Here is a 26,343-nt window from a genome sequence, read left to right as displayed (position 1 = left end):
GACCAGTTGTGAGGCTGAGCACGTCAGGGACCGTGCTCACTCGGGATGCGAAAGAGGCCATGACCTTCGATCGGTCATGGCCTCTGAACTGGTGGGCGATACTGGGTTTGAACCAGTGACCTCTTCCGTGTCAAGGAAGCGCGCTCCCACTGCGCCAATCGCCCTCGCTGTTGTGCGAGGTGGAGACGGGATTTGAACCCGTGTAGACGGCTTTGCAGGCCGTTGCCTCGCCTCTCGGCCACTCCACCGAGGTGAACCCTCGACGTGCCGAGCGGACGACGGGACTCGAACCCGCGACCCTCACCTTGGCAAGGTGATGCGCTACCAACTGCGCTACGTCCGCATGTCGCTTGTTGTTCCTGGCGACGGATGAGAACTTTAGCCGAGCCTCCCGGCAACTGCCAACTCGGGGTACCCCTGGCGCGTCGGCGCGACCAACCCGACAAATCGGGCACCAGAAAATAGAGGCGACAGCGTCACCACAATGGAGGCGTGACCGAGCATCGGTTTTACGGCGATCTCGCCCCCTGGTGGCCGCTGATCTCGCCCGCGGAGGACTACGCCGAGGAGGCGGCCTTCGCGGCCACGCTGCTGGGGGACGCCACCACCACGGTGCTGGAGCTGGGGAGCGGTGGCGGGCACAACGCCGTACACCTCAAGAAGCACTTTGATCTCACGTTGGTGGACCTGGCGCCCGGCATGTTGGCGCAGTCGCAGAAGATCAACCCGGAGCTCGTGCACCATCGGGGCGACATGCGCACCGTCCGGCTGGATCAACAGTTCGACGCCGTGTTCGTGCATGACGCGGTCGACTACATGACCTCCGAGGCCGACCTGCGGCAGGCCGTCGCGACCGCCTTCGCGCACACCAGACCGCACGGGCGGGCCGTCTTCGTCCCCGACGCCACCACCGAGACCTTCGCGCCCGAGACCGACCACGGCGGCATCGACGCGCCAGACGGTCGCGGCGCCCGCTATCTCAGCTGGTCCTACGACCCGGACCCCACGGACACCACGATCCTGACGGCGTACGCGTTCCTGCTGCGCGACGAGACCGGCCGGTGCCGCGCGGTCGACGAGACCCACGAAACCGGCCTGTTCCCGACGGACACCTGGCTCCGGCTGCTGCACGAGGCCGGATACGCGCCGCGGGCGGTCACCGAGGAAACCTCGGAGGACCGCCCGCCACGAACGTTCTTCATCGGTGTGAAAGGTCAGCCCTGACGGCCGCTCCAGCGCGGGTTCTTCCGGTTAAGCACCATGATCCGGTTGCGGCGCCGGACGACCTTCGCGCCGGGCTTGCAGCGCAGGGAACGCAATGAGGCACGGACCTTCATCAGAAGCCTTCTTCCCGTTGTTGACGTGCGGTCAGCGCAACGCAATGACCACCCTGCGCATTCCCGAATGCAACTGCAGTCCGGTTCTTGCAAGGGATAGATAAACTTCTTGCAGGATCATGGCTCAGTCCGTACGGTGTGACAGCACCGGACCACTGCGGCTGAGCCTCCGGCAGTCCGCATCCAGGGGCCCTCTCCCGCGCGACCACAGCCCGGGACGGGGGCCCCGCCGGTAAACTCGGTCAGTTGTGACAACAGGCCGGGAGGGGCATGTCGAGGGGCTCGCGACATGGACGGTCGGGCGCGGTCGCCCGGCCCACGGCCAGGGCGCGCCGAATCGCGAGCGAAAGCGTCCGCATCACCGGTGACCTGCTGGGCCCGGCCGAACCCGCCGACGTCGCGCCGACCGCCTCGCGCAAGCGCCGCCTCTGGGCACGGCTGCGCGGGCAGGAGCCGGTCCCGGGCCTACGGACGATCAAGGTGGTGCTCGCCACCGTCCTGTCGTTCGTGCTGGCCGAGGGGCTGCCGGGCACCGAGCCGCCGATCGTCGCCGCGCTGACCGCCCTGCTGGTCGTCCAGATCACGCCGATCAAGAGCATCCGCTCAGGGTTCGAACGCGCCGGCAGCGTCGTCGCCGGCGTGCTGGTCGCGGTGGTCCTCTCCAGCGTCTTCGGCCTCAACTGGTGGAGCCTCGGCATCACCGTGGCGATGGCCATGATCGTCGCGTACGCCCTGCGGCTCGGTGACCATGCCCTCGAGGTGCCGATCTCCGCGATGCTGGTGCTCGCGGTCGCCGGTAGCACCGACGTCGGCATGGAACGGGTCTACGAGACCCTGGTCGGCGCCGCCGTCGCTGTGCTGGTCAGCGTCACTCTGCCGCGGGTCTACGTGCAGCCCGCCGGCAACGCCATCGGCACGCTCGCGGCCGAGATAGGCAAGCAGCTGCGCGACATGGCGGGCTGGGTGCAGTCGGACTGGACCCCCGAACGCGGGGCCGAGGGGCTGCGCCGTGCCCGCAACGTCGAGTCGCTGATCAACACGGCGCGCGACGCCCTGGCGCAGGCGGAGGACAGCGTACGGCTGAACCCGCGCGCCGTTCGCACCGCGCACATCCCGGTCACCATGCGTCCCGGGCTCACCGCGCTGGAGTTCTCGGCGATCTCCCTGCGCGGCGTGGCCCGTGCGCTGCTCGACCGCCGGTCCGGGGAGGCCGGCAAGCACCCACCCGGTCCGTGGGTGTCACTGAGCCTGTCCCGCCTGCTCGACGCGATCGCGGACGCGGTGTTCGCGTTCGGCGTCGTGCTGGCCTCCGACGTGACGGCGGCGCCACCGAGCCCGGAGCCGCTGCGGCATGCCCTGCGCCGGGCCCGGTTCCTGCGCGACGAGACGACCTTCCAGCTCCAGGAGGACGCCAAGACCGAGCCGGCGATCTGGCGGGTCAACGGCGCGCTGGTCGGCCACATCGACCGCTTGATCAACGACCTGGACCCGGACACGGAGTCGGTATCGCCCGCCATGACCCGGCCGCGCCCCGAGCCGTCGCGGCCCCTGCGCCGGTTCACGCCGTCGGTCATCCGCCGCCAGATCGACGTCGGCGCACGGTCGCTCCGGCGGCGCATCCGGCGTTAGAGCTTGCTTCGAATCGCCTGCCGGCCCAAGGATCCGAGGTGGTCCCGCCACTCCGGACGCGGGAGCACACATGCGTGACAGGAGGCTCACGGCGGCGGTCGCTGCCCTGACGGTCAGCACGACGGCGAAGGCATGCTGCTCGCGATCGAGCGTGACGGATCGACGTACGGTGTGCTCCGCGGCGCCGTGACCGTGGCGCACAGCGGCTTCTAGTCGTACACGCCGGTGGGCGGCACCTGGACCAGCGGGCGCGAGAGCGTCGACGGCACGCTCCAGCCCCAGTCGTCGCCCCACGACGCCTTCACCCACCCGGTGACCGCCCAGGAGGCGCAGGGGCACGGCCTCAAGGCCTATCAGCAGTTCGCCATCAACGGTGACGGGCTGGTCCTCTATCCGTCCACAGTGGCCGAGGCGCCGAGTGACGGCAACGACGTGCGCTACAAGCTGGTCGACATCTTCGCGTCCGGCGAAGCTGGTGTCCGAGTACTTCACGATCCCCGGTGGCGTCTCGCGCAGCTACACCAGCAACCCGTACGCCGGCGCTTCCGGGGCCCCCGCACCGCACCACCCACGGTGGACTGACCCTGTCCGACCATGCCCCGGCATCGCTATGATGCCGGGCCATGGCCAGTTGGCAGCAGTTCCTCGACGAGGCCCCGCGGATCGCCGAGATCTTCCAGCGGCGGCACGCCGCCACCGGCAACCTGTGCCTGCTCGCCACCGTGCGGGCCGACGGCTCGCCGCGGATCAGCCCGATCGAGCCGCGGGTCTTCGAGGGCCGGCTGCTGCTGGTCGGCATGCCGCACACCACGAAGTTCCGCGACCTGGCCCGGGACGGGCGTTTCTGCCTGCACACGGCCACAGTGGACCCGCACGTCGGCGAGGGCGACGTGAAGCTGTTCGGCGCCGTGCGCAACGAGCAGGACACCGCGCTGCACCAACGGTTCGCCGACATGCTCTTCGCCGAGAGCGGCTTCGACCTGCGCGGCCAGGAGTTCGACCCGTTCTACGTCGCCGAGCTGACCGGTGGGTCCTCGGTCACGATCGACGGTGGTCAGCTCACGGTCACCATCTGGAAACCGGGGCAAGGAGAACGTGCGGTCCACAAGACCTGATGTTCGACCAAGGGCTACCGCCCGGCCACTCTTTTCGATGATGATCAATGCCTCCGTACCCCCCTTGGAGGCATCCATGTTCCGATCCCGGCTCACCCTGGCCGCGGTGACCCTGGCCGCGGTCGCCGTCGCCACCCTGACGGCCGTGCCGGCCGGCGCGACCCCGCCCGGCATCCCGTCGAAGGCGAGCGCCCAGTCGCAGCTCAACGCCCTCACCGTCGCGACACAGGGCTCGACCAGCGGCTACTCGCGCGACCTGTTCCCGCACTGGATCACCATCTCCGGCGCCTGCAACACCCGCGAGACGGTGCTGCGTCGCGACGGCAGCAACGTCGTGGTCAGCAGCTCGTGCGCGGCGACGTCGGGCAGCTGGTACAGCCCGTACGACGGCGCCACGTGGTCGAACGCGGCGGACGTCGACATCGACCACGTCGTGCCGCTGGCAGAGGCCTGGCGGTCGGGTGCGAACAGCTGGACCACCAGCCGCCGGCAGGCGTTCGCCAACGACCTGTCGCGCCCGCAGCTGATCGCGGTGACCGACAACGTCAACCAGGCCAAGGGCGACCAGGACCCGTCCACCTGGCAGCCGTCGCGGACCGCCTACCGCTGCACGTACGCGAAGATGTGGATCGCTTCCAAGTACTACTGGGGCCTGCGCCTGCAGTCGTCGGAGAAGTCGGCGCTGCAGACGATGCTCAACACCTGCGCCTCCTGAGGCCGGCGGCCCGTGGAGCTTCATGCTCCGCGGGCCGCCGCGTTCCACACTGGAGGGTCGTAGCCGGCCGGCTTGTCGCCGATGCCCAGGCCCGGGCTGACGATCCAGGACTGATATTCCGGCGTGAACATCGAGTACGGCGCACCCCAGTCGGGCGCGCCGGCCGCGTCGAGGCGGGCGCGGGCGTCGGCGGGGATCGCGAAGTCCAGGGCGGCCAGGTTGCTGTCGAGCTGGGTGACGCTGCTGGCACCGATGATCACCGAGCCGACGGCCGGCTGGGTCGCCGCCCAGTTGATCGCCACCTGGGCCATGGGCCGGTCGAGCTCCGCCGCGACCTTCGCCAGCTCCTCGATCACCCGCCAGTCGCGCTCGCTCACCGGGCGGTGAGCTCCCTGGCCGAGCCGCCCCTCGCCGGTCAGGCCGTCGGCGGACCTGCGGTACTTGCCTGTCAGCAGGCCGCCGCCGACCGGGCTCCACGCGGTCAGGCCGAGCCCGAGGGTCTGCGCCATCGCCGTGAACTCGGCTTCGATGTCGCGCGCCACCAGCGAGTACGGCAGCTGCACGGTGATCATCGGCGTCAGCGCGTTGGCCTCGGCGAACGTCTGGGCGCGGGCGGCGTACCACGCGGGCACGTCGGAAAGGCCGGCGTAGCGGATCTTGCCGGCCCGCACGAGGTCGTCGAAGGTCCGCACCACCTCCTCGATCGGCGTGATCCGGTCCCACGTGTGCAGCAGGTAGAGGTCGAGGTAGTCGGTGCCGAGCCGGCGCAGCGACGCCTCGACCGCACGGATCATGTGCTTACGCCCGTTGCCGCCGGCGTTCGGGTCGGTCGGATCCACGGTGTTGGTGAACTTGCTGGTCAGAACCAGGCGATCGCGTACGCCGCCCGTCATGAGCTTCCCGAGGATCCGCTCACTCTCGCCCGCGGTGTAGAAGTCGGCGGTGTCGATCAGGTTGCCGCCGGCCTCGACGTACCGGCGGAAGATCGGCTCGGCCTCCGCCGCGGTCCTGCCGTAAGCGGCGTGGAAGCCCGCGACCCCGAAGTTCATCGTCCCGAGGGCGAGCCGGCTGACCCGCAGACCCGAGCGCCCGAGCAGGTAGTAGTCGTTCATGCCGGCAACCGTGCCGCGCAAAAATTGGACCCGCAAGTCCAGAAATCAGCGCCTGAGGCTCTGGATCCCGACATCGAGCGCGGCCTGGAGGTGAGTGCTGCGGCCGGTCGCCAGCATCACGGCGACGCCACCCTGGATGCCGGCAAGCAGAGCGGCCGCCGACTCGTCGGCGTCGAGGCCCGCCCGGATCTCGCCGATGCCCTGCATGTGCCGGATGCCGTTGGCGATCTCGCGCTGCCACTGGTCGATCAGCTCGCTGGTCACGGCGCGGGCGCCCGGGGTGTTGCGGCCGATCTGCGACATCAGGCTGTTGAGCGGACACTCGGTGCCCTGGGCGCGGTAGCGGGCCAGCACGCGGTCACGCCAGGCCCGCCAGGCGGGCCAGGAGGTGAGATCGCCGAGCTGGGGTTGCTGATCGGAAAGCACCTTGGCCGACTCGTGCCGGGCGACGGTGAGGAGGAGGTCATCCTTGCCGCCGGGGAAGTAGTGGAACAGCTGGCTCTTGCTGGTGCCGGTCCGCGCGCGCACGTCATCGAGCGTCACAGCGGCAGCACCACGCTCCCGAACCTCAGCCGCGGCCCCCTCGACGATCCGCTGCCGGGTAGCGGCCCCTTTGCGGGTGAGCGACCGACCTGCTTCTGGACTCACTGGTCCAGTCTAAGCGGAAGATCAGAGCGATTTCCCCATCAGGAGGGACCGGCTCGATTTCTTTGTCGTCGCTCGTCAGACTTTCTTGCGTGGATTCTGTCGGACCGGCCAAGGCCGCCGCCGACTTGCTTGATCGCGCCCATTACGCCGACGCCTTGCGGCTGGTGCGGGCCGTCGATCCCGATGACGCGGGATACCCGGCCGCCCGGCTGGTGGAGATGCGTGTGCTCCTGGAGCAGGGGCGGATCGGAGAGCTGCCGCGGCTGTTCGACCAGACCCCGGCCGCCACCTATCGACGTGCCGGTGACGGCCGCGTCCTCGGGCTGTGGCGCGACTACACGCGCGCCCTGACGCGACCCGCGGAGATCCCCGACGTCCTGGACCGACTCGCCGAAGCTAAGCGAGGCCCGGAGGAACGCTGCCGCATCGAGGCGATCGCTCTGCAGGCCCGGGTCACCCGGCTGCGGGTGCTCTACGCCGAGCTGCCGATGGCCGCCTCGCAGGACGCGGCAGACGGGTTCGCCCGCGCCGCCGACGGCTACCGGCGCCTCGGGCTCCTCCCGGAGGCATGGGCCGCGACCCGGTTGCGGTGCCACGCCGTCCGCGCGGCGCACCCTCATGCGCCGGAGGCACCGGTCCTCCGGCTGCTCGATGAGATCGCGGCCGAGGCGCGCGCCGCCGGCCACCCCGTGACCGAGGCCGGCGCGCGACTGGCCGCCCTCGAGATCCGTACGCTCGCCGTGCTCCGCGGTCCTGAGCCGTGGTCGTTGGACGACACAGCCGCCGAGGTCACCGCCGTCGGCGCCCTCCTCGACGGCGCCGGCCATGCTTTCGGGTCGCACCTGGCGGAGTGGACGGTCATCGCCGTCCTGCTCCAACACGGCGTCGCCGACGTGGTCGGGCCGGCGCGTGACTGTGCTCGAGCGTTCGCCAAACAGGGTGCGCCGCAGCTGGCGCACGCCGTGTGGCGCGCGTTGGACCAGTTCCACGGCTACCGCGGCGACGGCGCCGCGCAGCGGGAGGCCAGCCGGTCCGCCGCGCGCGTCGTCGTCGAGGGCGACTGGCAGATGTTCGACCTGGTCGAGGCGATCGGGTCGGCCGAGGCGGAGTTCCGCGGTGGACGGATCGGCCGCGCGCGGGCGGTCGTCGACGCCCAGCTCGCCGCCGCGCCCCACCGGCAGGCGAGGGTGTCGCTGCGGCTCATGCTGTCGTCCCAGCTCGTGGCGCTCAACCGACCGGAGGTGGCCGCCGGCCTGCTGCGCGACGCCGTGGCGGACCTCACCCCCGTCGCACCGGGCACGCTCTCCGGCGAGGTGCTCGCTCAGCTCGCCACCGTCGAGCTCGCGACCGATCCCGCGGCCGCGTCGGCGCGCGCGGCGGATGCCGTCGACGCGGCAAGGCGGATCGGCGACCTGCCCGCGGCCGGCCGCTACCTCACCATTCGCGCGCAGCTGCGGGTTCAGGCGCGGTTCGCGGCAGCGCGGCGTCCGTTCCTCGATGCCGAAGCCGAGGCCGATCTCGCGGCGGCGGAGGCGATGCTGGCACCGGTGCTGACGACGGAAGCGCGCAAGGCACTGGTCGGCGTCCACCAGATGCGCGGCCAGGGCGCCTTCTTCGACGGCGACACCGACGGCTGGGTGTCCGCCTTCCAGGCCGGTGAGCGCGTCGCGCGCGCCGCGTCGCTCGGGCCGGACCTGGCGTTCCTGCTGTCCCACGCGGGGATGGCGGCGACTCAGCACGCCCGCGACCACCACCACGTCGCCGGTTTCGACAACGCGGCCGAGCTGCTCGACGAGGCACACGACCTGTTTCTCCGGGCCGAGATGGGTCAGGTCGCGTGGCGGGCCCTCTTTCTCGCCGCGAACGCCCGCTGGGAAGCGAGCAGACTCGACCCCGATCCGACCGCCGCCGGCGACCGGCTGCGACAGGCCGAGGACGGCCTGGAGCGAGCCGCGGCCGAACTGGACACCCTGCGTGGCGCGGCCGGTGGCGACGGTCCGCTCGAGCGGCAGTCGACCGGCATCGCGTTCGGCGTCGACAAGCAGCAGGTCTACCGCACGGGCTTCCACCTCGCGGTGGCCGGCCGGCAGGACACCACCCAGGCCGTGCTCTGGCTGGAGCGGATGAAGAGCCGCGCGCTCGTGGACGTGCTGGCCCCGAGCGGCGCGCTGGGTTGGTCGGGAGCGCGTGACGTGCTCATCGCGGACCACGACCGTTCAGGGCGGCGCATCCTGGTCGCCCAGTACTTCCGCGACGGGCCGGTCACGCTGCTGTTCGGCATGGCGGCCGACTGGTCCCGACCGCGGATGTGCACCGTCGACGTCGACGCCGCGGCGCTGGAAGCGTTCGCCCGTGGGACATTCCGCACATCGGGCGGCGTACGGATGGCCATGCAGGACAGCCCCGACGGTGGCCTCGCCGCCTGGCACGGGTTCTCCGCACTCGTCGCCCCGCTGACCGACTGGGCCGGACCCGAGGACGTCGTCTATCTCGTGCCTCACCAGGATCTCCACGACCTCCCGCTGCACACGCTGCCGGTCGGCGACGGCACGCCGCTCGGCCAGCGCAACCCGGTCTGCTACTCACCCAGCCTGGCGGTGCTGACCCACACCCTCACCCGTCCGCACCGCCCAGCTTCGACGGGGCAGGTCGCGGTCTTCGGTGACCCGCGCGGAAACCTGCGCTGGGCCCGGCGCGAGGCTCAGGCGGTCGCCGACGCGTTGGGAGCGGGCCAACCGGTCGTCGGCGCGGGCGTGACGCGAGACGCGGTCGTCGCGGCGCTGCGGGCGGCGCGCACCGTCCACGTCGCCGGCCACGCCCGCGCGTCGGTCGCGGATGGCCTCGACGCCGGCATCGAGCTGGCCGGCACGGACGTGCTGCGCACCCGGGACCTGCTCGGCGTGACCGTGGGCGCCGACCTCGTGGCACTGAGCGGATGCGAGACCGGCGTCAGCCACCACCGGCCCGGCGACGAGGCGGTCGGCCTGCCGCGCGCGCTGATCCACGGGGGCGCGCGAGCGCTCCTGACGAGCCAGTGGCGGGTCAACGACCGCTCGGCGCAGCGCCTGTTGACCGCCTTCCACACCAGCGACGCCGACCTGTCGCGGGCCGACGCGTTGCGCCAGGCGATGCGCACGTCGGCGGCCGACCCCGGCCGGGAGCACTTCTATCACTGGGGCGCCTTCGTCCTGGTCGGCGACTGGAGGTAGGCATGCGGGAATGGCTCGACGTCGATCTCGACCTGGACGACGACGCCCTCGAGGAGCGTTGGGACGGGCAGATCGTCGCCGACGAACGGCTGCGCGTGCTGGCGCGCGAGAACCGCCTCTCGCTGTGGCGGTCGGATCCCGAGCGGGTCGACGTCGGTGACGGCACCAGCGCGGTCTCGCTCGGCCTGCGGTGCGTGGCCCACGCTCACCCGGACTGCCGGTTCCGCTGGGTACGGGTGAACGTCGACTTCTCCGCCGCCGGCGGCGTGCAGGTCGCCGACATGAGCCCCCGCGACGAGATCGCCAGCACGCCCGTGAAGCTGACCACCCGATGGTCCGGCGGCCTGTCGTTCGAGATAGCCAGCATCCCCGTCGGCCCGGAGTCCAGTGTGGAGCGAATCCGGGAGCAGGACGTCTTCCTCCCACGGGTCACCGCGTCCGGACCGAGCCTGCGCTACGCCCTGTGGGACTTCACGGCGGTCGGCCAGGAGCCGCTGCACGTCGACCGCGACCTGCGCCTGCTGCTGGCGGTGCCGACCACCGCGGACGCCGTCCCCGTCGCGATCACGCTGCGTGGCAACGTCTCCGCTTACGGTGTGGCGGGCGCGGTCCCGCTGGTCGGGCGCCGCTCGAGCGCCATCACGGTCCGGCAGGAGCTCACCTCGACCTGAGGTGCTGCTAAGCGGCCACGGCGGTCGAGACGTCGAAGGTAAGCTCGCCGTCGCGTTCGTCCACTGTGACCTTCTGGCCCTTCGAGACCCGGCCGTCCAGCAGCATCTCGGAGAGGCGGTTGTCGACCTCCCGCTGGATCGTGCGGCGCATCGGGCGCGCGCCGTACGCCGGTTCGTAGCCCCGGTCCACCAGCCAGCGGATCGCGGCCGGGGTGAAGGCCGTCGCGATGTCCTGTGCGTGCAGCCGGCGGCGCGTCTGCTCCAGCATCAGGTCGGTGATCTGCACCAGCTGCTCGGGTTCGAGCCGCCGGAAGATGACGATCTCGTCGATCCGGTTGAGGAACTCGGGTCGCAGCTCCTCGCGCAGCCGCCGGGTGATGCGGTCCCGCAGGTCGCGGTCCGCGTCGCCACTGCCGGCCGTGGCGAAGCCGACCGACGGCTGCTCGGCGGTGATGAGCTCGGAACCCAGGTTGCTCGTCATGATCAGCACCGTGTTCTTGAAGCTGACCGTGCGGCCCTGGCTGTCGGTCAGCCGCCCGTCGTCGAGCACCTGCAGCAGCAGGTTGAAGACGTCCGGATGCGCCTTCTCGATCTCGTCGAGCAGGATCACCGAGTACGGCGCCCGCCGCACCGCCTCGGTCAGCTGTCCGGCCTCCTCGTAGCCGACGTACCCGGGCGGCGCGCCGACCAGCCGGCTGACGGTGTGCCGCTCCTGGAACTCGCTCATGTCGAGCCGGATCATCCGCTCCTGGTTGCCGAACATCGCCTCCGCCAGCGCGCGGGCCAGCTCGGTCTTGCCGACGCCGGTCGGGCCGAGGAACAGGAAGCTGCCGATGGGGCGGTTCGGGTCGCCGAGCCCGGTGCGCGACCGGCGGATCGCCTGCGCGACAACGCGTACCGCCTCATCCTGACCGACCAGCCGTTCGTGCAGGCGCTGTTCCAGGTTGGCCAGCCGCTCCTTCTCCTCCTCGCTGAGCTGCCGGGCCGGGATGCCGGTGGCCCGGGACACGACCTCGGCGATGTCCTCGGCGGTCACCTCGGGCACGTGCGGGCCACCGCCGCCGTCCCGTTCCTCTTTCTGCTTGCGCAGCTCGTTGACCTGGTCACGCAGCTCGCTGGCCCGCTCGAACAGCTCGGCCGCCACCGCCTGGTCCTTGTCGCGGCACAGCTGGTCGATCCGCTGCTCGAGGTCGCGCTCGTCCTTGGCCACCGAGCGGCTGCGCAGCTGCACCCGGGCGCCGGCCTGGTCGATCAGGTCGATCGCCTTGTCGGGCAGGAACCGGTCGGTCAGGTAGCGGTCCGACAGCTCGGCCGCGGCGACCAGCGACTGGTCGGTGAACCGCACACCGTGGTGCGCCTCGTAGCGATCCCGCAGGCCGCGCAGGATCTCGATGGTGTCCTCGACGCTCGGCTCCGGCACGAGGATCGGCTGGAAACGCCGCTCCAGGGCCGCGTCCTTCTCGATGTAGCGCCGGTATTCGTCCAATGTGGTCGCTCCGACGGCGTGCAGCTCTCCGCGGGACAGCGCCGGCTTGAGGATCTGGGCCGCGTCGCTCGCGCCCTCGCCGGCGCCCGCCCCGACCACCGTGTGGACCTCGTCGATGAACACGACCAGATCGTCGGAGTGCGTACGCGCCTCGTCGAGCAGGTTCTTGAGCCGCTCCTCGAAATCGCCGCGGTAGCGGGTCCCGGCCACGAGACCGGTCACGTCGATCTGCACGAGGCGCTTGCCGTCGAGCGTGCGCGGCACCTCGCCGTCGACGATCCGCTGGGCCAGCCCTTCCACGATCGCGGTCTTGCCGACGCCGGCCTCGCCGATCAGCACCGGGTTGTTCTTGGTGCGCCGGGCCAGCACCTCCACGCACTGCTCGATCTCGTCGCCCCGGCCGATCACCGGGTCGATCCGGCCCTCCCGGGCCATCGCGGTCAGGTCCCGGCCGTACTGGTCGAGCGTCGGTGTGCCGGTCTCCGGCTGCGGCGGGGCCGTGCGGGGCGCGCCCGCGGTGCCCGGCCGGGCCGCGGCCTGCAGCGACTCCGGGTTGATCCCGTGCATGGCCAGCAGCCGCCCGGCCTCGGTCTCCTGGTTGAGGGTCAGCGCGAGCAGGATGTGCTCCGGACCCAGGTACGAGGAGTTGAGCCGGCGGGAGATCTGGTGCGCCTGAAGGAGGACCCGCTTGGCGTTCGGGGTCAGCGCCGGCGGACCCGCCACCGCGTTGCCACGCCGGTCCCGCTGCTCGATCTCACCGGCCAGCGTCGCCGGGTCGGCGCCGGCCCGGGCGAGCAGCTCGTTGAGCGGGGGGCGTTGCGTCATCGCCCAGAGCAGGTGTTCCGTGTCCAGGTCCGCGCTGCCCAGTTGGGTGGCCTCGCCGGCCGCCGCCTGCAACAGCTCGCGGGCGTCCTGGCTCATCACCTTGCCCAGGTCGAGCCGGGCCCGGGGTTGGCCGGGCGACAGGAACTGGGCCATGAACTCGTCGAACGGGTCGCCGCCGAAAGGCCCGTTTCCCCAGTAACCGGTCGACATATCACTCTCCTCCGGTGCAAACGGCACTGGCCCGCGCCTACCCGTTGCCGGAGCGGGCAAACCGGACTTGTGCCTGGTGGGAGTGGGGGTGTCAGTGAGTCGAAAGGGCGCGGTCCGCGTGGTGTAGGCGGCGGCGCAGCGGTAACCCGTACCGCATGGCCCCGAAAGAGATGGAAGGCGACAACCGGCGCCGTCGCCAACTGGCCCGCGAGGCCCGCAACGCCGACCGCAGTCCCAGCGCGGAGGGCGTCACGCTCGGCGCGTCCAAGCAGCAGGAGCACCAGCAGGAGAAACGGCGGTCCGGTCCGCCGTCCGCCGGCCGGCACAAGCCGCAGGCGGGGGCGGAGCAGATCACCGAGCCGGGCACGCCGTCGCCGCAGTGGCCGCGCCGCCCGCCGGTCGAAGACGACTCCACGGACGCCGGGGCCGGCCCGCGGCTGCGCTACCGCGAGCTGGTGACCGAGATCGCGACGCTGACGGGCGAGGAGTTCGCCTTCGCCAAGGAGCTGACCCGGGCGGTGGTCGGGGTGACCGCGCGTTCGCTGGACGAGCCCGACGGCAAGCGGCTCATCGCCAGCCTGCCGGCCGAGCTCGAGGTGCCCCGCGCGATGGCCGGCCCGCCGGAGCGCGACCTGACGATGTTCCTGCGCGAGACCGGCCGGCTCGTCGAGCGGCGGCCGGAGCAGATAAGGGTGAAGGTGCAGGCGGTGTTCGCGGTGCTCGGCGACGCGGGCCTCGACCTGCCCCTGCCGCCGGCGCTGCGGGAGCTGGCCGACCCGCTGCCACCCGAGGAGCGCACGACACCCGGCCGCCCGTTGCCGCTCAGCGACGCCGACGTGGTGGCCGCGCTGCGCGACCTGCCCGACTGGGAAGGCGACCACCACGCGATCAGCCGGACGATCGAGCTGCCGCCGGACAACCTCGACCGCGTGCTGCCGCGCATCGAGCGGCTGCGGGAGACGGGCCGCGCCCCGCACATCGCCCGGCCGTCGGCCGGCACCGCGACGCTCACGGCGTACACGGCGGCGACCGGAGCCGTCACGGAGGCGGACGTCACCCTGGCCCACCGCGTCGACACCGCCATCGACGAGGCCGGCGGCGGCATGGCGGGTTAGCCGGCGTCAGTGCCCCGAGTCGCCCTGGCCGGCGGTGGTCGGCAGGTTGCCGAGGACGTGGTTGACCACGTGCAGCCGGCCGTTGGCGATGCGGTAGTCCGCGCACACGGTCTGCGCCTCGTCGCCGATCCGGGCCATCGCGCCGGCCGCGGCGACCGGCACGCTGGTGCCGTCCAATGTGGTCACTGAACCCGCTTCCCGCAGGTCGGCCAGGCTGAGCGACCGGTCCACTACGTGTGCGCGGAGCAGCGTACGCAGCGTGTCCTTGTCCTTGACCATGAGCTGGTCGAGGTTGTCCTGGGAGAACTTCGCGGCGAACGCGTCGTCGGAGGGCGCCAGCACCGTGATGCCCTGCTTGCCCTTGAGCTCCGGCAACAGGTCGGAGGCCCGCATCGCGCCGTCGAACGTGGTCAGCACCGTGATCCACGACAGCGCCTCGTCGACCGGCTTGCTGGCCAGCGCGTTCGGGTTGCCCGGCTCGTCGTTGCGGGGCAGCTCGGCGCAGAGCGGCCCGGAGACGCCGCCGTCCGATCCGGCCGCGGCGCGGGCGGGCTCGTCGGCGGCGCTGGTGCAGCCGGCCATCGCCAGCGCCCCGGCCAGGACGACGGCGAGCAAGGGGTACGACCGCATCAGACCTCCTCGAGATGGCGCGCACCGGCGGGCCGGACAGTCCCGGACCGGCCCGCCGGTGCGACGTCAGTTGATCACAGGGTGGCGCACTGGCCGGCCCGCGGCCCGTTGACCGAGTTGCGGACCTCGAGGTTGGTCGGCGCGGGGCTGTTGCCCGAGCAGCTCAGCGGACCGCTGATGCTGTTGCCGGCCACGTACGGCGCGGCCCCGTTCCGGTTGTTGGACAGGTTGACCGGACCGGACACCTTGGTGCCGATCACGGTCACCGGACCGTTGGTGTTGGCGACCTGCAGCGGACCACGCAGCGTGCTGTCGCCGAGGAAGACCCCGGCCGCGTTCGAGGCGTTGACCGGACCGCTGATGGTCGTGTTGGTTGCGACAAGGGTCGCGCCCGGACGCAGGTTGACCGGACCGTTGACCGTGGCGCCCTCGAGGCAGGCGAACCCGGAGATGGTCAGCGGGCCGTTGCGCGTCCCGGTCAGGGTCGGGTAGACCCGCTCGCCGGACACCCACTCCTCCTCGGCCTGCTCGTCCAGCAGCAGCGGGATCAGGCCCCGCTCCGGCTGGGCCAGCGGCACGAGGTAGCCGTCGTCGACCTTGACGACCTTCCAGCCGTGCGCGGCGATCCGCTCCGCGACGGTGGCGCCGACGTCGTTCGGACCGTCGGTACGCGCGCCGTTGTACTGCTCCTCGGTGAGCTTGTAGGCGCACGGCGCGTTGTCGAGGATCATGTCCTCGGTCGGCAGGTCCTCACGCGGACCCGCCTCGCCCGGGTGCGGCGCCGGGTGCAGCGGGATCACCCGCGAGCCCCGGAAGACGATCCGGCCGTTGTTGCCGGCCTGGAACTCGATCGCCTCGCCCCGCGCCTTCTTGATGTCGCCGACCTGCGCGTGGTGGTAGTCCATGAACTGGTTGAACGTCCACAGCGCCGAGAAGGTCTTGCGACGGCGGTTGTTCGCCGTGTTGCCCTCGTCCGGCCGGGTCGCGCCGCCGGAGCTGCGCAGCTCGAGCAGCGAGTTGACGGTGTTCTTCAGGCCGAGGGTGTTGCGCAGGATCGTCTCCTCGGACAGACCGACACCACTGCCGTTGGCGCAGCCGTACGGGCACGCCCACCAGCCGTCCTTGGCGCCCTCGACGTACATGTGGTTCTCGATCATGTCGAGCGACTCGTCGAAGATCTGCTGGGCCACGTTCTGGTGCCGCGGCGGCAGCATCGGCAGGTCGCCGGCCTGGGAGTTGCCGTACTCGTGACCGTCGTAACCGGCCACCGGGCGGTAGTCGCGCAGCATCCGCACGTACGCCGCGGTCTCGGGCTGGCGGATCAACGAGTAGTCCCGGTTGAGGTCCTGCCCGGTGGTGTTGCCCCGGGTGTTGGCCGCCCGGCCGTCACCGTTGATCGTCGGGACGATCAGGACGGTGGTGGCCTTGAGCAGGTCCAGCGTCCGGGCGTCGTTGCTGAACGCCAGCTGGCGAGCCATGATCAGGCACGCCTCGCGGTCGCCCGGCTCGTTGCCGTGGACGTTGCAGTTGACCGCCAACGGCGAGGTCGCCGCGACCGCGGCCGGGGTCGCCGGCGGGGTCGGGTAGCCGATCACGAACATGTTGATCGGACGGTTCTGCACGGTACGGCCGATCTCGACCACCCGGACCCGCTCGCTGAGCTGGTCGACGGCCGCCGTGTAGGCGTACTCGTCGACATCGCTCGTGTACTGCGCGGCCTGGGTGGTCTCCCACTGCGTACGCAGGTTCTGGCCGGCGACGTTCGGGTCGCCCCAGGGCGCCTTGGTGGTGTCGACGACGGGGGCGGAGAACGGCTGCTCGGCGGTGCCGATCCGGGCCCGGACGCGCCACTGGAAGCGGTCGCCGGGGTTGAAGCCGGCGTCGGCGAACGTCGGCGACTCGTTGTTGATCTGCCGGTTCGGCCGCCACACACCGACGATCTTCGCGACGTCGGTCGGGGTGCCGGCGGCGTCGACCGCGGTGCGCTCGATCTGGTAGTCGGTGGCCCCCTCGACCGGCGTCCAGGCGACGGTGGCGAACCCGTCGGCCTGGCTGACCGTGAGGTTGGCGACCTGGTTGGGCTCGGCCGCCGCGAAGGCCGGCAGAGGCGCCGCGAACGCCGAGGTGGACGTCACGACCGGGGTGAAGGTTGCGGCAAGCAAGGCGGACAGTGCGACGACAGTCGACCGCCGATGTTTCATCGGACCTCCAGGTGGGGGAACCTAGCCTTGATCAAGACATCGGTGCCCGTCAGCCTGACTGTCCTCATGCGCCAATCGCAACGATCTTGAGGAACTCTTGAGCGAATGTGAACACCGGCGCACGCGGCTAACCTGGCATTCGATCTCCACGACGGCCGCCGCGCCGTACACCGGCGTCAGTGATTCTTCGCGGTGACGAGCTCCGGCGTACGCAGCGCGGGCGGCTCGTAGGCGGCCACGCCACCGCCGCGGCGTTTGGCGACGTACATGGCGATGTCGGCGGTGCGCAGCAGTTCGCCCGAGCCCGCGCCGGTTTCTGACAGGTGTGTGCCGGTGACGCCGATGCTGACGCCGAGGCGGATCTCGGTGTCGGCGACGTGCGACGGGCAGGTGACCGCGACGTGGATCCGCCAGGCCAGGTCGGCGGCCTCGGCGAGGGTGGCGCCCGGCAGCAGGATCGCGAACTCGTCGCCGCCGAGGCGGGCCAGCACCTGCGACGGGCCGAGCACCGCCTTGATGCGTTCGGCCGTCTGGGCGAGGACCTGGTCGCCGGCCGCGTGCCCGATGCTGTCGTTGACCTCTTTGAACCCGTCGAGATCCAGGAGCAACAGGGACGCCGGCTCGGTGAGCGCCTCGAGGTGTTCATAGAGAGCGCGCCGGTTCGGCAGGCCGGTCAGGTCGTCGGTCCGGGCCTGCTGGTGTACGTCGCGCAGGTCGCGCAGCTCGCGGAAGGTCAGGCTGGCCCGGGCGAACGCGGCGAGCACGCAGACCGCGGCGAGCGCGCCGCTGAGCGCCGGCAGCCGCCCGGACTGGCCGATGGTCAGCAGCAGCACGCTGCTGACCGCGAAGAACGCGGGCACGGCGAGGGTCGCCCAGCCCACGATGGACGGCGTGGTCGCCGCGCCGGCCCGGCGTCGGGGCAGTGGGGACGCCGGGGCGAACGCCAACAACGTCGGCAGTGCGAGGGAGAGCACCACCAGGTAGCCGGGTTCGGCGATCATTCCGCCGGCGTGACCGAGCATCGCGAAACCGTCCGCGATGCCGGCCGCGCTGAACGCGGCGACCACGAGCACGTGCGTGCGGTCGACGGGGCGGCCGCGCAGGCCGCCGCCGACGACCACGAGCAGGGTCAGCACGATGAAGACCAGGGCCGCGGCCAGGTGCACGCCGAGGCGGTCGCTGCCGTTGGGACCCGGCGCTCCGAGGCAGGCCAGGGCGCCGATGCCGAAGCCGGCGACGACGCCGTCGAGCCAGATCCCGGTCGAGAAGACCCGTCGGTCGGCCTGCAGCAGCAGGCCCACGAACAGGTAGAGCAGCACCAGGCCGAGCACCGTCAGGCCGTCGGTGGTCGGGGTGTGCACGGGCTCGCCGCGTCCCGTCACCGCCGCCCAGAGCTGGGCCAGCGCGCCGGTGCCGACGGCGAAACCCGCCGTCGCCCAGGCCGCTCGCCGCGGCCGGCCGGGTCGGGCGTGCCGCAGGCAGATGGCCGCGCACGCCGCGTAGGGGATGCCGATCAGGATGGTGACGATCACCGGCTCGTCGGGGCCGAGCACGCCGGCGGCGGCGAGCAGGCCGGCCGCCAGCAGCGCGATGACCGCGGTCGCGCGCAGCGCCTGGTCGACGCGGGGGTCGCGGGACTCCCGGAGCCGGCCACCACCATCGCGGGACATATCGAGCATCCTCCTCGCGTGCACGCGGATGCCGCAAGAGCAAATGCACGTGCAAATGCGCTCATGCCCAACCGGATCTTGTGCCGGTGTTCCGTGTCGCCACCTGCGTATGTGGACATTCCACACAGGACGTCGCCCGAACGTGCATCTTCCCGTGAGAATGCACGTGCATTAGGGTTGGCGCTCGCGGGGGCACCACCCGCTTCCCCATTGGCAGAAGGTGGACATGAAGATCAAGAACGGCGTCGCCGCCCCTTCCCTCGGCGACCTGACCTGGGTGAAGAGCCGCTACAGCGGCGCTCAGGGCAACTGTGTCGAGCTGGCCCGGCTGACCGACGGCACCGTCGCGCTGCGCAACTCGCGGGACCCCGGTGGCGCCGCGCTGCTGTTCACCCCGGCGGAGATCACGGCGATGTTCGCGGGCGTACGCGACGGCGAGTTCGACCACCTCGTCGACTAAGGTCGTCCGGTCCGACATGGACCCGTAACCGCGCCGTCACGTACCCTGGTCCGGCTTGCTATGGCTTCTTCGCCGACTCTCGAGGAACGACATGACCACGCCGGACGCCGTTGGCCCCACGGCCAGACGGATCGTCGTGGGCGCTCAGCTCCGCCGGCTCCGCGAGGCGGCGGGCGTGTCCAGAGAGGACGCGGGCTACCACGTCCGCGGCTCCGCCTCGAAGATCTCGCGCATGGAGCTGGGCCGGGTCGGCTTCAAGGAACGCGACGTCGCCGACCTGCTGACGCTCTACGGAATCGTCGACGAGGCCCAGCGCGAGCCACTGCTCGCGCTGGCCCGCGACTCCCGGTCGGACGGCTGGTGGCATCGCTACGACGACGTGCTCGAGAACTGGTTCAACACCTATGTCGGGCTGGAGGAGTCGGCCAGCACGATCCGCGCCTACGAGGTGCAGTTCGTGCCAGGTCTGCTACAGACCGCGGACTACGCCGCCGGCGTGGTGGTCTCGGGACTGCCGGCGGCGACACCGGCCGAAGTGGACCGTCGCGTGAAGCTGCGCCTGGAGCGGCAGCGGATCCTCGACAAGAACCCGCCGGTGACCTACTGGGTCGTGATGGACGAGGCCGCGCTGCGGCGGCCCGTCGGCGGCCGGTCGGTGATGCGGGAGCAGGTGACGCATCTGCTGTCGGTGTCGGAACGACCGAACATCACGATCCAGGTGATGCCGCTGCAGCGAGGCTCACACACGGCCGACGGAGGAGCGTTCAGCATGCTCCGCTTCGGCGACCCGCACCTGCCTGACGTGGTCTATGTGGAGCAGCTGGTGAGCGCGCTCTATCTGGACAAGCCGGAGCACGTGGAGCGCTACCGGCAGGCCATGGAACGGCTGACGGTCGCGGCCCTGTCACCGGCCGACACCCGCGCCTTCCTGACGAACCACCTCAAGTCGATGTGAGCTACTGCCCGACGCAGGTTCCCAGGTCGCTCGGGACATCCGCATCATGACCGTCGGGACTCGCTGTTCCTAGCGTTCTCCTCCTCGACAACCCGTGCCAGGAGGACTTCTGATGGGAATCATGACCCGCTCCATGGCGCTGAGGATCGCTGCCGTTCTATCGGTTCTCGTGGCGATCATCGGCATCACCATGTTCGACCTGCCGAACCTCGTGCTCGGTGCCGAAGGCAGCCAGGATCCGTTCGCGATCGTCGTCGGCAGTTTCGCCTCCGACGTCCTCGCTCTCGTCGCCGCCTACGGTGCCTGGCGGGCGCAGAAGTGGGGTGCCGTACTGCTGATCGCGGTCAACACGTTCTGGCTGGTCCAGGCGATCGGGTCGCTGTTGCTCGACACGACGGCCGGCGAGACGGTCTTCGCCTCGGTCATGCTCGTGCACCACCTCACGGTGCTGACGCTGTGCCTCTGGCGGGAACGGGTCGCCAGTGCGGTCTGACGTCGCCAACCGGTGGCTCCACCAGGCTCTGTTGCCGCTGCTGACGATCGCGTACGCCTTCGTTGTGGCCGGGCTGGTCGCGGTGGTGGCCACCTGGCCGTCCCGGCCACTCGGCTCGCCCGCCGACATCCCATGGTGGTCGCACGTCATCGCGCTGGCCGTCGTCGTGGCGACCTGGGGGCCGGTGACCGCCCAGCTGGATCGCAGCGTGCACCAGCTGGCGTACGGCCACCGCGACGATGCCGCCGAGGTCTACCGGCAGTTGCCCGACGAACCGCTGCCCACGATGGCCGCCGTGCTCGCCGGCGCGCTGGCCCTGCCCTACGCCGAGATCGAAGCGGGCGGGCAGGTCGTCGCCGCGCACGGCAACGCGCCCGACGGCGCCGAGATCGCGACGATCCCGCTGACCCATCAGCGGCGAAGACTCGGCACGTTGCGGGTCAGCGGCCGGCGCCGCGGGGACCGGCTCTCGGCGGCTGACCTGCGCCTCCTCGCGGACCTGGCCCGGCACCTGGCGACGACCCTGGCCGTTCAGCATTCCCGGGAACAGCTGGTCAGCGCGCGCGAGGAGGAGCGTCGCCGGATCCGGCGCGATCTCCACGACGGCCTCGGGCCGACGCTCGCCTCGCTGGCGTTGCAACTCGGCGTGCTGCAACGCACCCTGCGCGATCAGCCGGACGCCGCGGAACACCTGGCCGAAGAGCTGCGGACCGGTGTCCGCCGGGCGACGGCGGAGATCAGGCGGCTGGTGTACGAGCTGCGCCCGCCGATGCTCGACGAGCTCGGCCTGATCGACGCGGTGCGCCACCTGCACCCGGTCGACGGGCCGCCCCGGGTGGTTCGGGCGCCGGAGCCGATGCCCGCGCTGCCGGCCGCCGTGGAGGTGGCGCTCTACCGGATCGCGGCCGAGGCGCTGCACAACATCTCACGGCACGCCGCCGCGACCGTCGCGACGGTCGAGCTGGGTGTGACCGGCGAGGTGGTGACGCTGACCGTTACCGACGACGGCCGTGGTCTGCCCGGCGGCTACCTGGCCGGGATCGGGCACCGATCCATGGGCGAGCGCGTCGCCGAGCTCGGTGGCTCCATCGAGATCGGGCCGGCGCCAGGCGGCGGGACCCGGGTCGCTGCCAGTTTTCCCGTCCCTCCGTCGCGGCGGGGTTCCGATGACTGAGCCGATCACGGTGCTGATCGCCGACGACCACCCGATGTTCCGCCGTGGCTTGGGCGCGCTGCTGGGCACCCTGCCCGGGATCGAGGTGGTCGGCGAGGCGGCCGACGGCCATGAGGCGGTGCGTCTGGCGCAGGAGCTGCGCCCCCGGGTGATCCTCCTCGACCTGCACATGCCCGGCGGCGACGGCCTGGCAGCCATCCGCCGGCTGGTCGTCGTGGCCCCGCGAACCAACATCCTGGTGGTGACGATGTTCGAGGACGACGACTCGGTCTTCGCCGCCCTGCGCGCCGGGGCGCGCGGCTACGTGCTGAAGGACACCGACGAGGAGGAGATGTCACGGGCCATCCGTGCGGTCGCCGGCGGCGGCGCCATCTTCAGCCCGGCGGTCGCCACCCGCATCATGGCGTTCTTCGCCGCGGCCGGCCGCACCGCCGAACCCTTCCCCGACCTCACCCCGAGCGAACGCAACGTGCTGCAGCTGATGGCCCGCGGCCTGTCGAACGAGGTCATCGCCGACGAGCTGTCGTTGAGCGCCAAAACCGTGCGCAACTATGTGAGCAGCATCTTCAGCAAGCTCCAGGTCGCCAGCCGGGCCCAGGCGATCGTCCGTGCCCGCGACGCCGGCCTGCGCTGACGCTCGGTCCGCCGGTCTCGACGTCGCGCTCGTCGACCACGACGCGTTGGCGCGGTGTGACGCGAGCGGCGGTGTCGCGAAAGTGCCGCGCGACGCCGGTGAGGCGATCTACCGCGGCTGGATGCTGCGCAACGAGGCCTACGCCCCTTACGCCCGCTTCGCCGCCGCGCTGGCGGAACGCGGCGTCCACCTGCGGACCACCGCGACCCATTACCGGCAGGCACACGAGCTCCCCAGCTGGTAAGCCCTGGTCGCCGCTCTGCGGTGACCGTCAGGCCGGCAGGAGACGGACCTCGGCGGCCGGGATGCCCTTGCGCCACCAGTGCGCATAGCGCCGGTAGAGGGCCGGGTCGCGGTCGCCGACGAACGCCGTCAGGGATCGGGCCTCCGCGGCCAGGCCCGCCCAGTCCGCATCGGACAGCCGGTGGAAGGCGGTGGCCTCGATGCCGCCCTCGGTGGGGCGCCAGACGCCCGCGACGTAGCCGTCGACCAGCAGCGCCGGCAGCACGTCGCCGTTGCGGCGCACCACGAGGGGGCGGTAGTCGGCCGGGATGAGCCGGGTGCGGTCCGCGTACGCCAGCAGGACGTTGTCCCACATCCCCAGCAGTCGCGGTGGGGCCGGGGTGTCCGCCGGCGGCAACGGTGGCGCGTCGGCGAGGTCCAGCAGGCCGTCGCGGAGGGTCAGCTCCGACCCCAACGACGCCACGGCCGCCTTGATCCGCGCGCTGTTGAGTCGGGTGTACGCCAGCACGTCCGATGTGGACGCCGGACCGAACGCGGCGAGGTAGCGGCGCACCAGCTCCCGCACCGAGCGAGCATGGTCCGCGGAGCCGGAGGCGGCGACGAAGGACGCCGGTTGGCGGAAGGACCACGGGCCGCCGGTCGGCACGTGGTGCAGCGGCGCGAACGTGCGCAGCGCCCACCACATCCGGGCCGGGTCGCCGACCGTGCCGTCGAGCATGCGCTGGATGTCGGCGCCGAGCCGTGGGGTGGTGGCGAACGCCGCCAGCCGGGCCAGCGCCGTCTCCGCCTCGGCCGGCGTCAGGTCGCTCTCCAGCCAGCGGTAGTCGGCCAGCCGCGCCGCGCGCAACAGCGGCGTCATCGCGGCGTGCACGGCCGGCCAGTCGGTGCGGCAGACCGCGTGCAGCGTCACCCGCAGCAGCGACGCGCGCACCAGCGTCCCGTCGGCGAAGGCAGCGTCGACGTCCGCGGCGCGCAGGCCCTCGACCCGGTTCCACAGCGCCAGGTACGGCGAGGCCGGCTCCTGCGCCTGGACCGCCAGCAACCGGCCCACCGCCGCACCCACGGACATCGGCGACCGGCGCAGCAGCAGCTGCCGGTCCAACGTCGCCCGGTTGAGCTCGCGTGGGGTCACGCGGGCACGCGGGCCAGGTAGACGACGTCGGGCTCGCCACGGTCGACCTCGGTCAGCACCGTCTCCACCGGGCCGATGGTCGCCGACAGGCGCGAGATGTAGGCGGCGGAGGCGCTCGCGCTCCAGACCGCCAGCACGCCACCCGGGTTGAGGTGGTTGCGGAGCAGGGCCGTGCCGGCGTCGCCGTAGAGGGCGGCGTTGTCGTCGAAGACGGTCCAGTCGGGGCCGTTGTCGACGTCGAGGCAGATGGCGTCGAAGCGCTCGTCGGTGGTGGCCAGCCAGCCGCCCAGGTCGGCGGTGACCACGCGGACCCGCGGGTCGCGCAGCGCTCCCCCGCTGTAGGGCGCGAGATGGCTGTCGTGCCAGGCGACGACGGCCGGCTCGATCTCGACGACAACGATCTCGGCGGGCTGCCCGGAGGAGACGGCCTCGGCCAGGGAGAAGCCGACGCCCAGGCCGGCGATCAGCAGGCGGGCGCCGGGCGCGGCGGCGCCGAGGGCGGCCCGGACCAGCGTGCGCTCGGACTCGCCGGCCCGGGTGTCCATGAGGAACACCCCGTTGCTGATCAGCTCGTAGTGCTCGGCGTCACGGCGCAGCACCAGCTCGCCGCGGTCGGTGACGACCCGCTCGACGACGTCCATCTAGGCCGCCCGCAGGACGAAGTCGTGCTCGACCAGCGTGCTGCCGTCGGGCTGTGGCAGGAACTCCTTGACCAGGCTGGGCCGTACGCCGAAGACGGCGTCACTGTCCAGGTAGGAGCCCTCGGCGTCGAAGAGGTGGGTGGTCACCGGTTGATGGCCGGCGGCGGAGACGATCACGTGGATGTGTGCGGCCCGCCACGGATGCCGCCCGCCGGCCCGCAGCAGCTCACCGACCGGACCGTCGTCGGGAATCGGGTAGCAGACCGGTCGGCTGGTGCGGAACGCGTAGCCGCCGGTCCCGTCGGCCCGGAACCGGCCGCGCATGTTGCCCCGCGGCTGCGCGGGATCCTGCACGTCGTAGAGCCCGTTGGACGCGCACTGCCAGACGTCGAGCACCGCGTCGGGCAACCCGGCACCGGCCGGGCCCCGGACCCGGCCGCGAACCAGCACCGGCTGGCCGCCCGGGTCGGCGACCGCGATCGAGTCGCCGGCCGCCCGCCACGGCGCGTCGGGCACGTAGAACGGGCCCAGCACGGTCGCCTCGGTGGCCGCGCCGGACGGGTGCGCCACGGTCTCGACCAGCGACGAGAGACCGAGCGTGTCGGACAGCAGGATGAACTCCTGGCGCTGCGCGTCACAGCGATGACCCACCGCGGTCAGGAACCGGATGCCGGCCAGCCACTCGTCGGGCGTGAGGCCGACCTCGGCGGCGAAACCGTGCAGGTGGCGCACGGCGGCGTCGAGGATCTCGCGCAGCCGCGGGTCGGGCGCGGCCGCCACCCGGTCGCGCACCTCCCGGGTCAGCGCGGCAGCTGGATCGCTCATCCCACCGAGCTTAGAGACCACTCTGGATGGTTACCAGGTCATTCGGCGGGCGCGACCGCGCTGTCGCGGACGATCAGCTCCGTGGCCAGCTCGACCCGTGGGCTCTCGATCTGCTCGCCCCGGGCCAACCGCAACACGGTGCGGGCGGCCAGCAGCCCCATCTCGGCCAGCGGCTGCCGGACCGTGGTCAGCGGCGGCGAACACCAGCGCACCTCGGGCAGGTCGTCGAAACCCACCACGCTGATGTCGTCGGGCACGCGCAGCTGCCGCTGGCGCACCGCCTCGTAGACGCCGAGGGCCATCTGGTCGCTGGAGGCGAAGATCGCGGTCGGCGGCCGCGCCAGCGCCAGCAGCTCGGCGCCACCGGAGAACCCGGCCTCGTGATAGAAGTTGCCCGGCCTGATCAGCGCGTCGTCGATCGGGATGCCGGCGGACTCGAGCGCCGCGCGGTAGCCGTCGAGCCGGGCCCGGCTGCACATCAGTTGCGGGGGGCCGCCGATGAAGCCGATCCGGCGGTGGCCGAGGCCGATCAGGTATTCGGTGGCGTGCAGGCTGCCGACCCAGTTGGTCGCGCCGATCGTGGGCGCCTCCTGCGGCGGCACGCCGGCGGGGTCGACGATGACGACCGGGATGTTGAGCCGGCGCAGCTCGCTCTGCAGCGGCGGCTCCAGCGTCGAGGTCACGAAGATGACCCCCTCGGTCGAGCGGGTGCGGATGTTGTCGAGCCACTGCTTGGCCGAGGACGTGCGGCGGTGGATGGCCGACACGACGGTGCCGACGCCGGACGCGTGCGCGACGTCCTCCACCCCGCGGATGATCTCGACCGCCCACGGGCTGTCGAGGTCGTTGAAGACGAGGTCGACGAGCCCCGAGTTGGCCCGCATGCTGGGCGGCCGACGCCGGTAACCATGCTGACTGAGCAGGTCTTCCACCCGCTTGCGGGTGTGCGGCGAGACGTCGGCGCGGCCGTTGAGGACGCGCGACACGGTGGGCACGGACACCCCGGCGAGGCGCGCGATCGCCGCGATGGTGACCGTCCTCTTGTCGTCGGAGGCCGTGCCACCAGGGGCGGAGCCGCCAGCGGACATGGATCGCCCCTTCTTCATGTTCGGAGCCTCATAGGTGGAGCCTACGGCCGTCGATCAGTCCGGGACACCCGGCGATTCGGTGCTGAAACTTTCAGCCTGATTTCCGGTATGGCGGCGACGTTACG

25 protein-coding genes and 3 tRNA genes are annotated in these 26,343 nt (G+C 71.7%); 14 read left to right on the top strand and 14 right to left on the bottom strand.

The window, feature by feature from the left end:
* Positions 1-89: 89 nt before the first annotated feature.
* From O7635_RS19130 to O7635_RS19120, 3 genes are all read right to left on the bottom strand, one after another.
* A tRNA-Val gene (locus O7635_RS19130) sits at positions 90-164 on the bottom strand.
* 13 nt (positions 165-177) lie between these two features.
* Positions 178-248 (bottom strand) — tRNA-Cys (locus O7635_RS19125).
* A 22-nt stretch (positions 249-270) separates the two neighbouring features.
* Positions 271-343: transfer RNA gene (locus O7635_RS19120), tRNA-Gly, on the bottom strand.
* A 149-nt stretch (positions 344-492) separates the two neighbouring features.
* On the opposite strand from O7635_RS19120, the gene O7635_RS19115 reads away from it, so the two are divergent.
* Entirely contained in the window at positions 493-1,224 is a 732-nt protein-coding gene (locus O7635_RS19115; protein ID WP_278081807.1) for a class I SAM-dependent methyltransferase, read from the top strand.
* Here the strand turns inward: O7635_RS19115 and rpmJ are convergent.
* Positions 1,215-1,337 carry a 50S ribosomal protein L36 gene (gene rpmJ / locus O7635_RS19110; protein ID WP_278081806.1) on the bottom strand — a complete coding sequence of 41 codons (123 nt, stop codon included), beginning with the start codon at positions 1,335-1,337 and terminating at the stop codon, positions 1,215-1,217. The two genes, O7635_RS19115 and rpmJ, sit on opposite strands and share 10 nt — an antisense overlap.
* A 270-nt stretch (positions 1,338-1,607) precedes the next feature.
* On the opposite strand from rpmJ, the gene O7635_RS19105 reads away from it, so the two are divergent.
* The 4 genes from O7635_RS19105 to O7635_RS19090 all read left to right on the top strand — a co-directional run bounded on the left by O7635_RS19105 (position 1,608) and on the right by O7635_RS19090 (position 4,796).
* Positions 1,608-2,966 (top strand): aromatic acid exporter family protein, encoded by a 1,359-nt coding sequence (locus O7635_RS19105; protein ID WP_278081805.1) that lies wholly within the window; start codon positions 1,608-1,610, stop codon positions 2,964-2,966.
* Positions 2,967-3,191: 225 nt separating this feature from the next.
* A complete protein-coding gene (locus O7635_RS19100; RefSeq protein ID WP_278081804.1) occupies positions 3,192-3,548 on the top strand; it encodes a hypothetical protein in 357 nt (118 codons plus the stop codon).
* Positions 3,549-3,589: 41 nt separating this feature from the next.
* Positions 3,590-4,081: a pyridoxamine 5'-phosphate oxidase family protein gene (locus tag O7635_RS19095; protein WP_278081803.1), complete on the top strand. Its 492-nt coding sequence runs from the start codon at positions 3,590-3,592 to the stop codon at positions 4,079-4,081.
* A 76-nt stretch (positions 4,082-4,157) separates the two neighbouring features.
* Positions 4,158-4,796 carry an HNH endonuclease family protein gene (locus O7635_RS19090; RefSeq protein WP_278081802.1) on the top strand — a complete coding sequence of 213 codons (639 nt, stop codon included), beginning with the start codon at positions 4,158-4,160 and terminating at the stop codon, positions 4,794-4,796.
* Between the two features lie 20 nt (positions 4,797-4,816).
* Here O7635_RS19090 and O7635_RS19085 read toward each other — a convergent pair whose 3' ends face one another.
* Positions 4,817-5,908 (bottom strand): aldo/keto reductase, encoded by a 1,092-nt coding sequence (locus O7635_RS19085; RefSeq protein ID WP_278081801.1) that lies wholly within the window; start codon positions 5,906-5,908, stop codon positions 4,817-4,819.
* A 45-nt stretch (positions 5,909-5,953) separates the two neighbouring features.
* Positions 5,954-6,556, bottom strand: coding sequence for a TetR/AcrR family transcriptional regulator (locus O7635_RS19080; protein ID WP_278081800.1), 603 nt, complete (start codon positions 6,554-6,556; stop codon positions 5,954-5,956).
* Positions 6,557-6,645: 89 nt separating this feature from the next.
* On the opposite strand from O7635_RS19080, the gene O7635_RS19075 reads away from it, so the two are divergent.
* Positions 6,646-9,765, top strand: coding sequence for a CHAT domain-containing protein (locus O7635_RS19075; protein ID WP_278081799.1), 3,120 nt, complete (start codon positions 6,646-6,648; stop codon positions 9,763-9,765).
* 2 nt (positions 9,766-9,767) lie between these two features.
* Positions 9,768-10,436 (top strand): hypothetical protein, encoded by a 669-nt coding sequence (locus O7635_RS19070; RefSeq protein WP_278081798.1) that lies wholly within the window; start codon positions 9,768-9,770, stop codon positions 10,434-10,436.
* Positions 10,437-10,443: 7 nt separating this feature from the next.
* Here O7635_RS19070 and O7635_RS19065 read toward each other — a convergent pair whose 3' ends face one another.
* On the bottom strand, positions 10,444-12,957 hold the full coding sequence (locus tag O7635_RS19065; RefSeq protein ID WP_278081797.1) for an ATP-dependent Clp protease ATP-binding subunit: 2,514 nt from the start codon (positions 12,955-12,957) through the stop codon (positions 10,444-10,446).
* 155 nt (positions 12,958-13,112) lie between these two features.
* Between O7635_RS19065 and O7635_RS19060 the strand changes: the two genes are divergently transcribed.
* Entirely contained in the window at positions 13,113-14,072 is a 960-nt protein-coding gene (locus tag O7635_RS19060; RefSeq protein ID WP_278081796.1) for a 4a-hydroxytetrahydrobiopterin dehydratase, read from the top strand.
* Between the two features lie 6 nt (positions 14,073-14,078).
* On the opposite strand, the gene O7635_RS19055 is transcribed toward O7635_RS19060, so the two are convergent.
* The 3 genes from O7635_RS19055 to O7635_RS19045 form a co-directional block, all read right to left on the bottom strand.
* Complete coding sequence (locus O7635_RS19055; protein ID WP_278081795.1) at positions 14,079-14,702, bottom strand: fasciclin domain-containing protein; 624 nt, start codon at positions 14,700-14,702, stop codon at positions 14,079-14,081.
* 74 nt (positions 14,703-14,776) lie between these two features.
* On the bottom strand, positions 14,777-16,837 hold the full coding sequence (locus O7635_RS19050) for a M14 family zinc carboxypeptidase (protein ID WP_278081794.1): 2,061 nt from the start codon (positions 16,835-16,837) through the stop codon (positions 14,777-14,779).
* Between the two features lie 242 nt (positions 16,838-17,079).
* The gene (locus O7635_RS19045; protein ID WP_278081793.1) at positions 17,080-18,573 is read right to left on the bottom strand and encodes a GGDEF domain-containing protein; all 1,494 of its coding nucleotides are present in this window, start codon (positions 18,571-18,573) and stop codon (positions 17,080-17,082) included.
* A gap of 226 nt (positions 18,574-18,799) precedes the next feature.
* Between O7635_RS19045 and O7635_RS19040 the strand changes: the two genes are divergently transcribed.
* From O7635_RS19040 to O7635_RS19015, 6 genes are all read left to right on the top strand, one after another.
* Entirely contained in the window at positions 18,800-19,033 is a 234-nt protein-coding gene (locus O7635_RS19040; RefSeq protein ID WP_278081792.1) for a DUF397 domain-containing protein, read from the top strand.
* A gap of 91 nt (positions 19,034-19,124) precedes the next feature.
* The gene (locus O7635_RS19035) at positions 19,125-19,988 is read left to right on the top strand and encodes a helix-turn-helix transcriptional regulator (RefSeq protein WP_278081791.1); all 864 of its coding nucleotides are present in this window, start codon (positions 19,125-19,127) and stop codon (positions 19,986-19,988) included.
* Positions 19,989-20,109: 121 nt separating this feature from the next.
* Positions 20,110-20,481, top strand: a complete 372-nt coding sequence (locus O7635_RS19030) for a hypothetical protein (protein WP_278081790.1) — start codon at positions 20,110-20,112, stop codon at positions 20,479-20,481.
* A complete protein-coding gene (locus O7635_RS19025; RefSeq protein ID WP_278081789.1) occupies positions 20,471-21,655 on the top strand; it encodes a sensor histidine kinase in 1,185 nt (394 codons plus the stop codon). The genes O7635_RS19030 and O7635_RS19025 overlap by 11 nt, the downstream gene beginning before the upstream one ends.
* Positions 21,648-22,289: a response regulator transcription factor gene (locus O7635_RS19020; protein WP_278081788.1), complete on the top strand. Its 642-nt coding sequence runs from the start codon at positions 21,648-21,650 to the stop codon at positions 22,287-22,289. The genes O7635_RS19025 and O7635_RS19020 overlap by 8 nt, the downstream gene beginning before the upstream one ends.
* Positions 22,264-22,533, top strand: coding sequence for a hypothetical protein (locus O7635_RS19015; RefSeq protein WP_278081787.1), 270 nt, complete (start codon positions 22,264-22,266; stop codon positions 22,531-22,533). Before O7635_RS19020 ends, O7635_RS19015 begins: the two co-directional genes overlap by 26 nt.
* A gap of 27 nt (positions 22,534-22,560) precedes the next feature.
* On the opposite strand, the gene O7635_RS19010 is transcribed toward O7635_RS19015, so the two are convergent.
* From O7635_RS19010 to O7635_RS18995, 4 genes are read right to left on the bottom strand one after another with little or no spacing between them, the layout of a single operon-like run.
* On the bottom strand, positions 22,561-23,664 hold the full coding sequence (locus O7635_RS19010; RefSeq protein ID WP_278081786.1) for a winged helix DNA-binding domain-containing protein: 1,104 nt from the start codon (positions 23,662-23,664) through the stop codon (positions 22,561-22,563).
* Positions 23,661-24,305 (bottom strand): spermidine synthase, encoded by a 645-nt coding sequence (locus O7635_RS19005; protein WP_278081785.1) that lies wholly within the window; start codon positions 24,303-24,305, stop codon positions 23,661-23,663. The genes O7635_RS19010 and O7635_RS19005 overlap by 4 nt, the downstream gene beginning before the upstream one ends.
* On the bottom strand, positions 24,306-25,130 hold the full coding sequence (locus O7635_RS19000) for a dioxygenase (RefSeq protein WP_278081784.1): 825 nt from the start codon (positions 25,128-25,130) through the stop codon (positions 24,306-24,308). It abuts the gene before it with no gap.
* A 38-nt stretch (positions 25,131-25,168) separates the two neighbouring features.
* Positions 25,169-26,218: a LacI family DNA-binding transcriptional regulator gene (locus tag O7635_RS18995; protein WP_278081783.1), complete on the bottom strand. Its 1,050-nt coding sequence runs from the start codon at positions 26,216-26,218 to the stop codon at positions 25,169-25,171.
* Positions 26,219-26,343 lie beyond the last annotated feature (125 nt).

This window comes from Asanoa sp. WMMD1127, assembly GCF_029626225.1.
Classification (GTDB): Bacteria; Actinomycetota; Actinomycetes; order Mycobacteriales; family Micromonosporaceae; genus Asanoa.
This window is presented reverse-complemented; position numbering and strand designations above follow the sequence as displayed.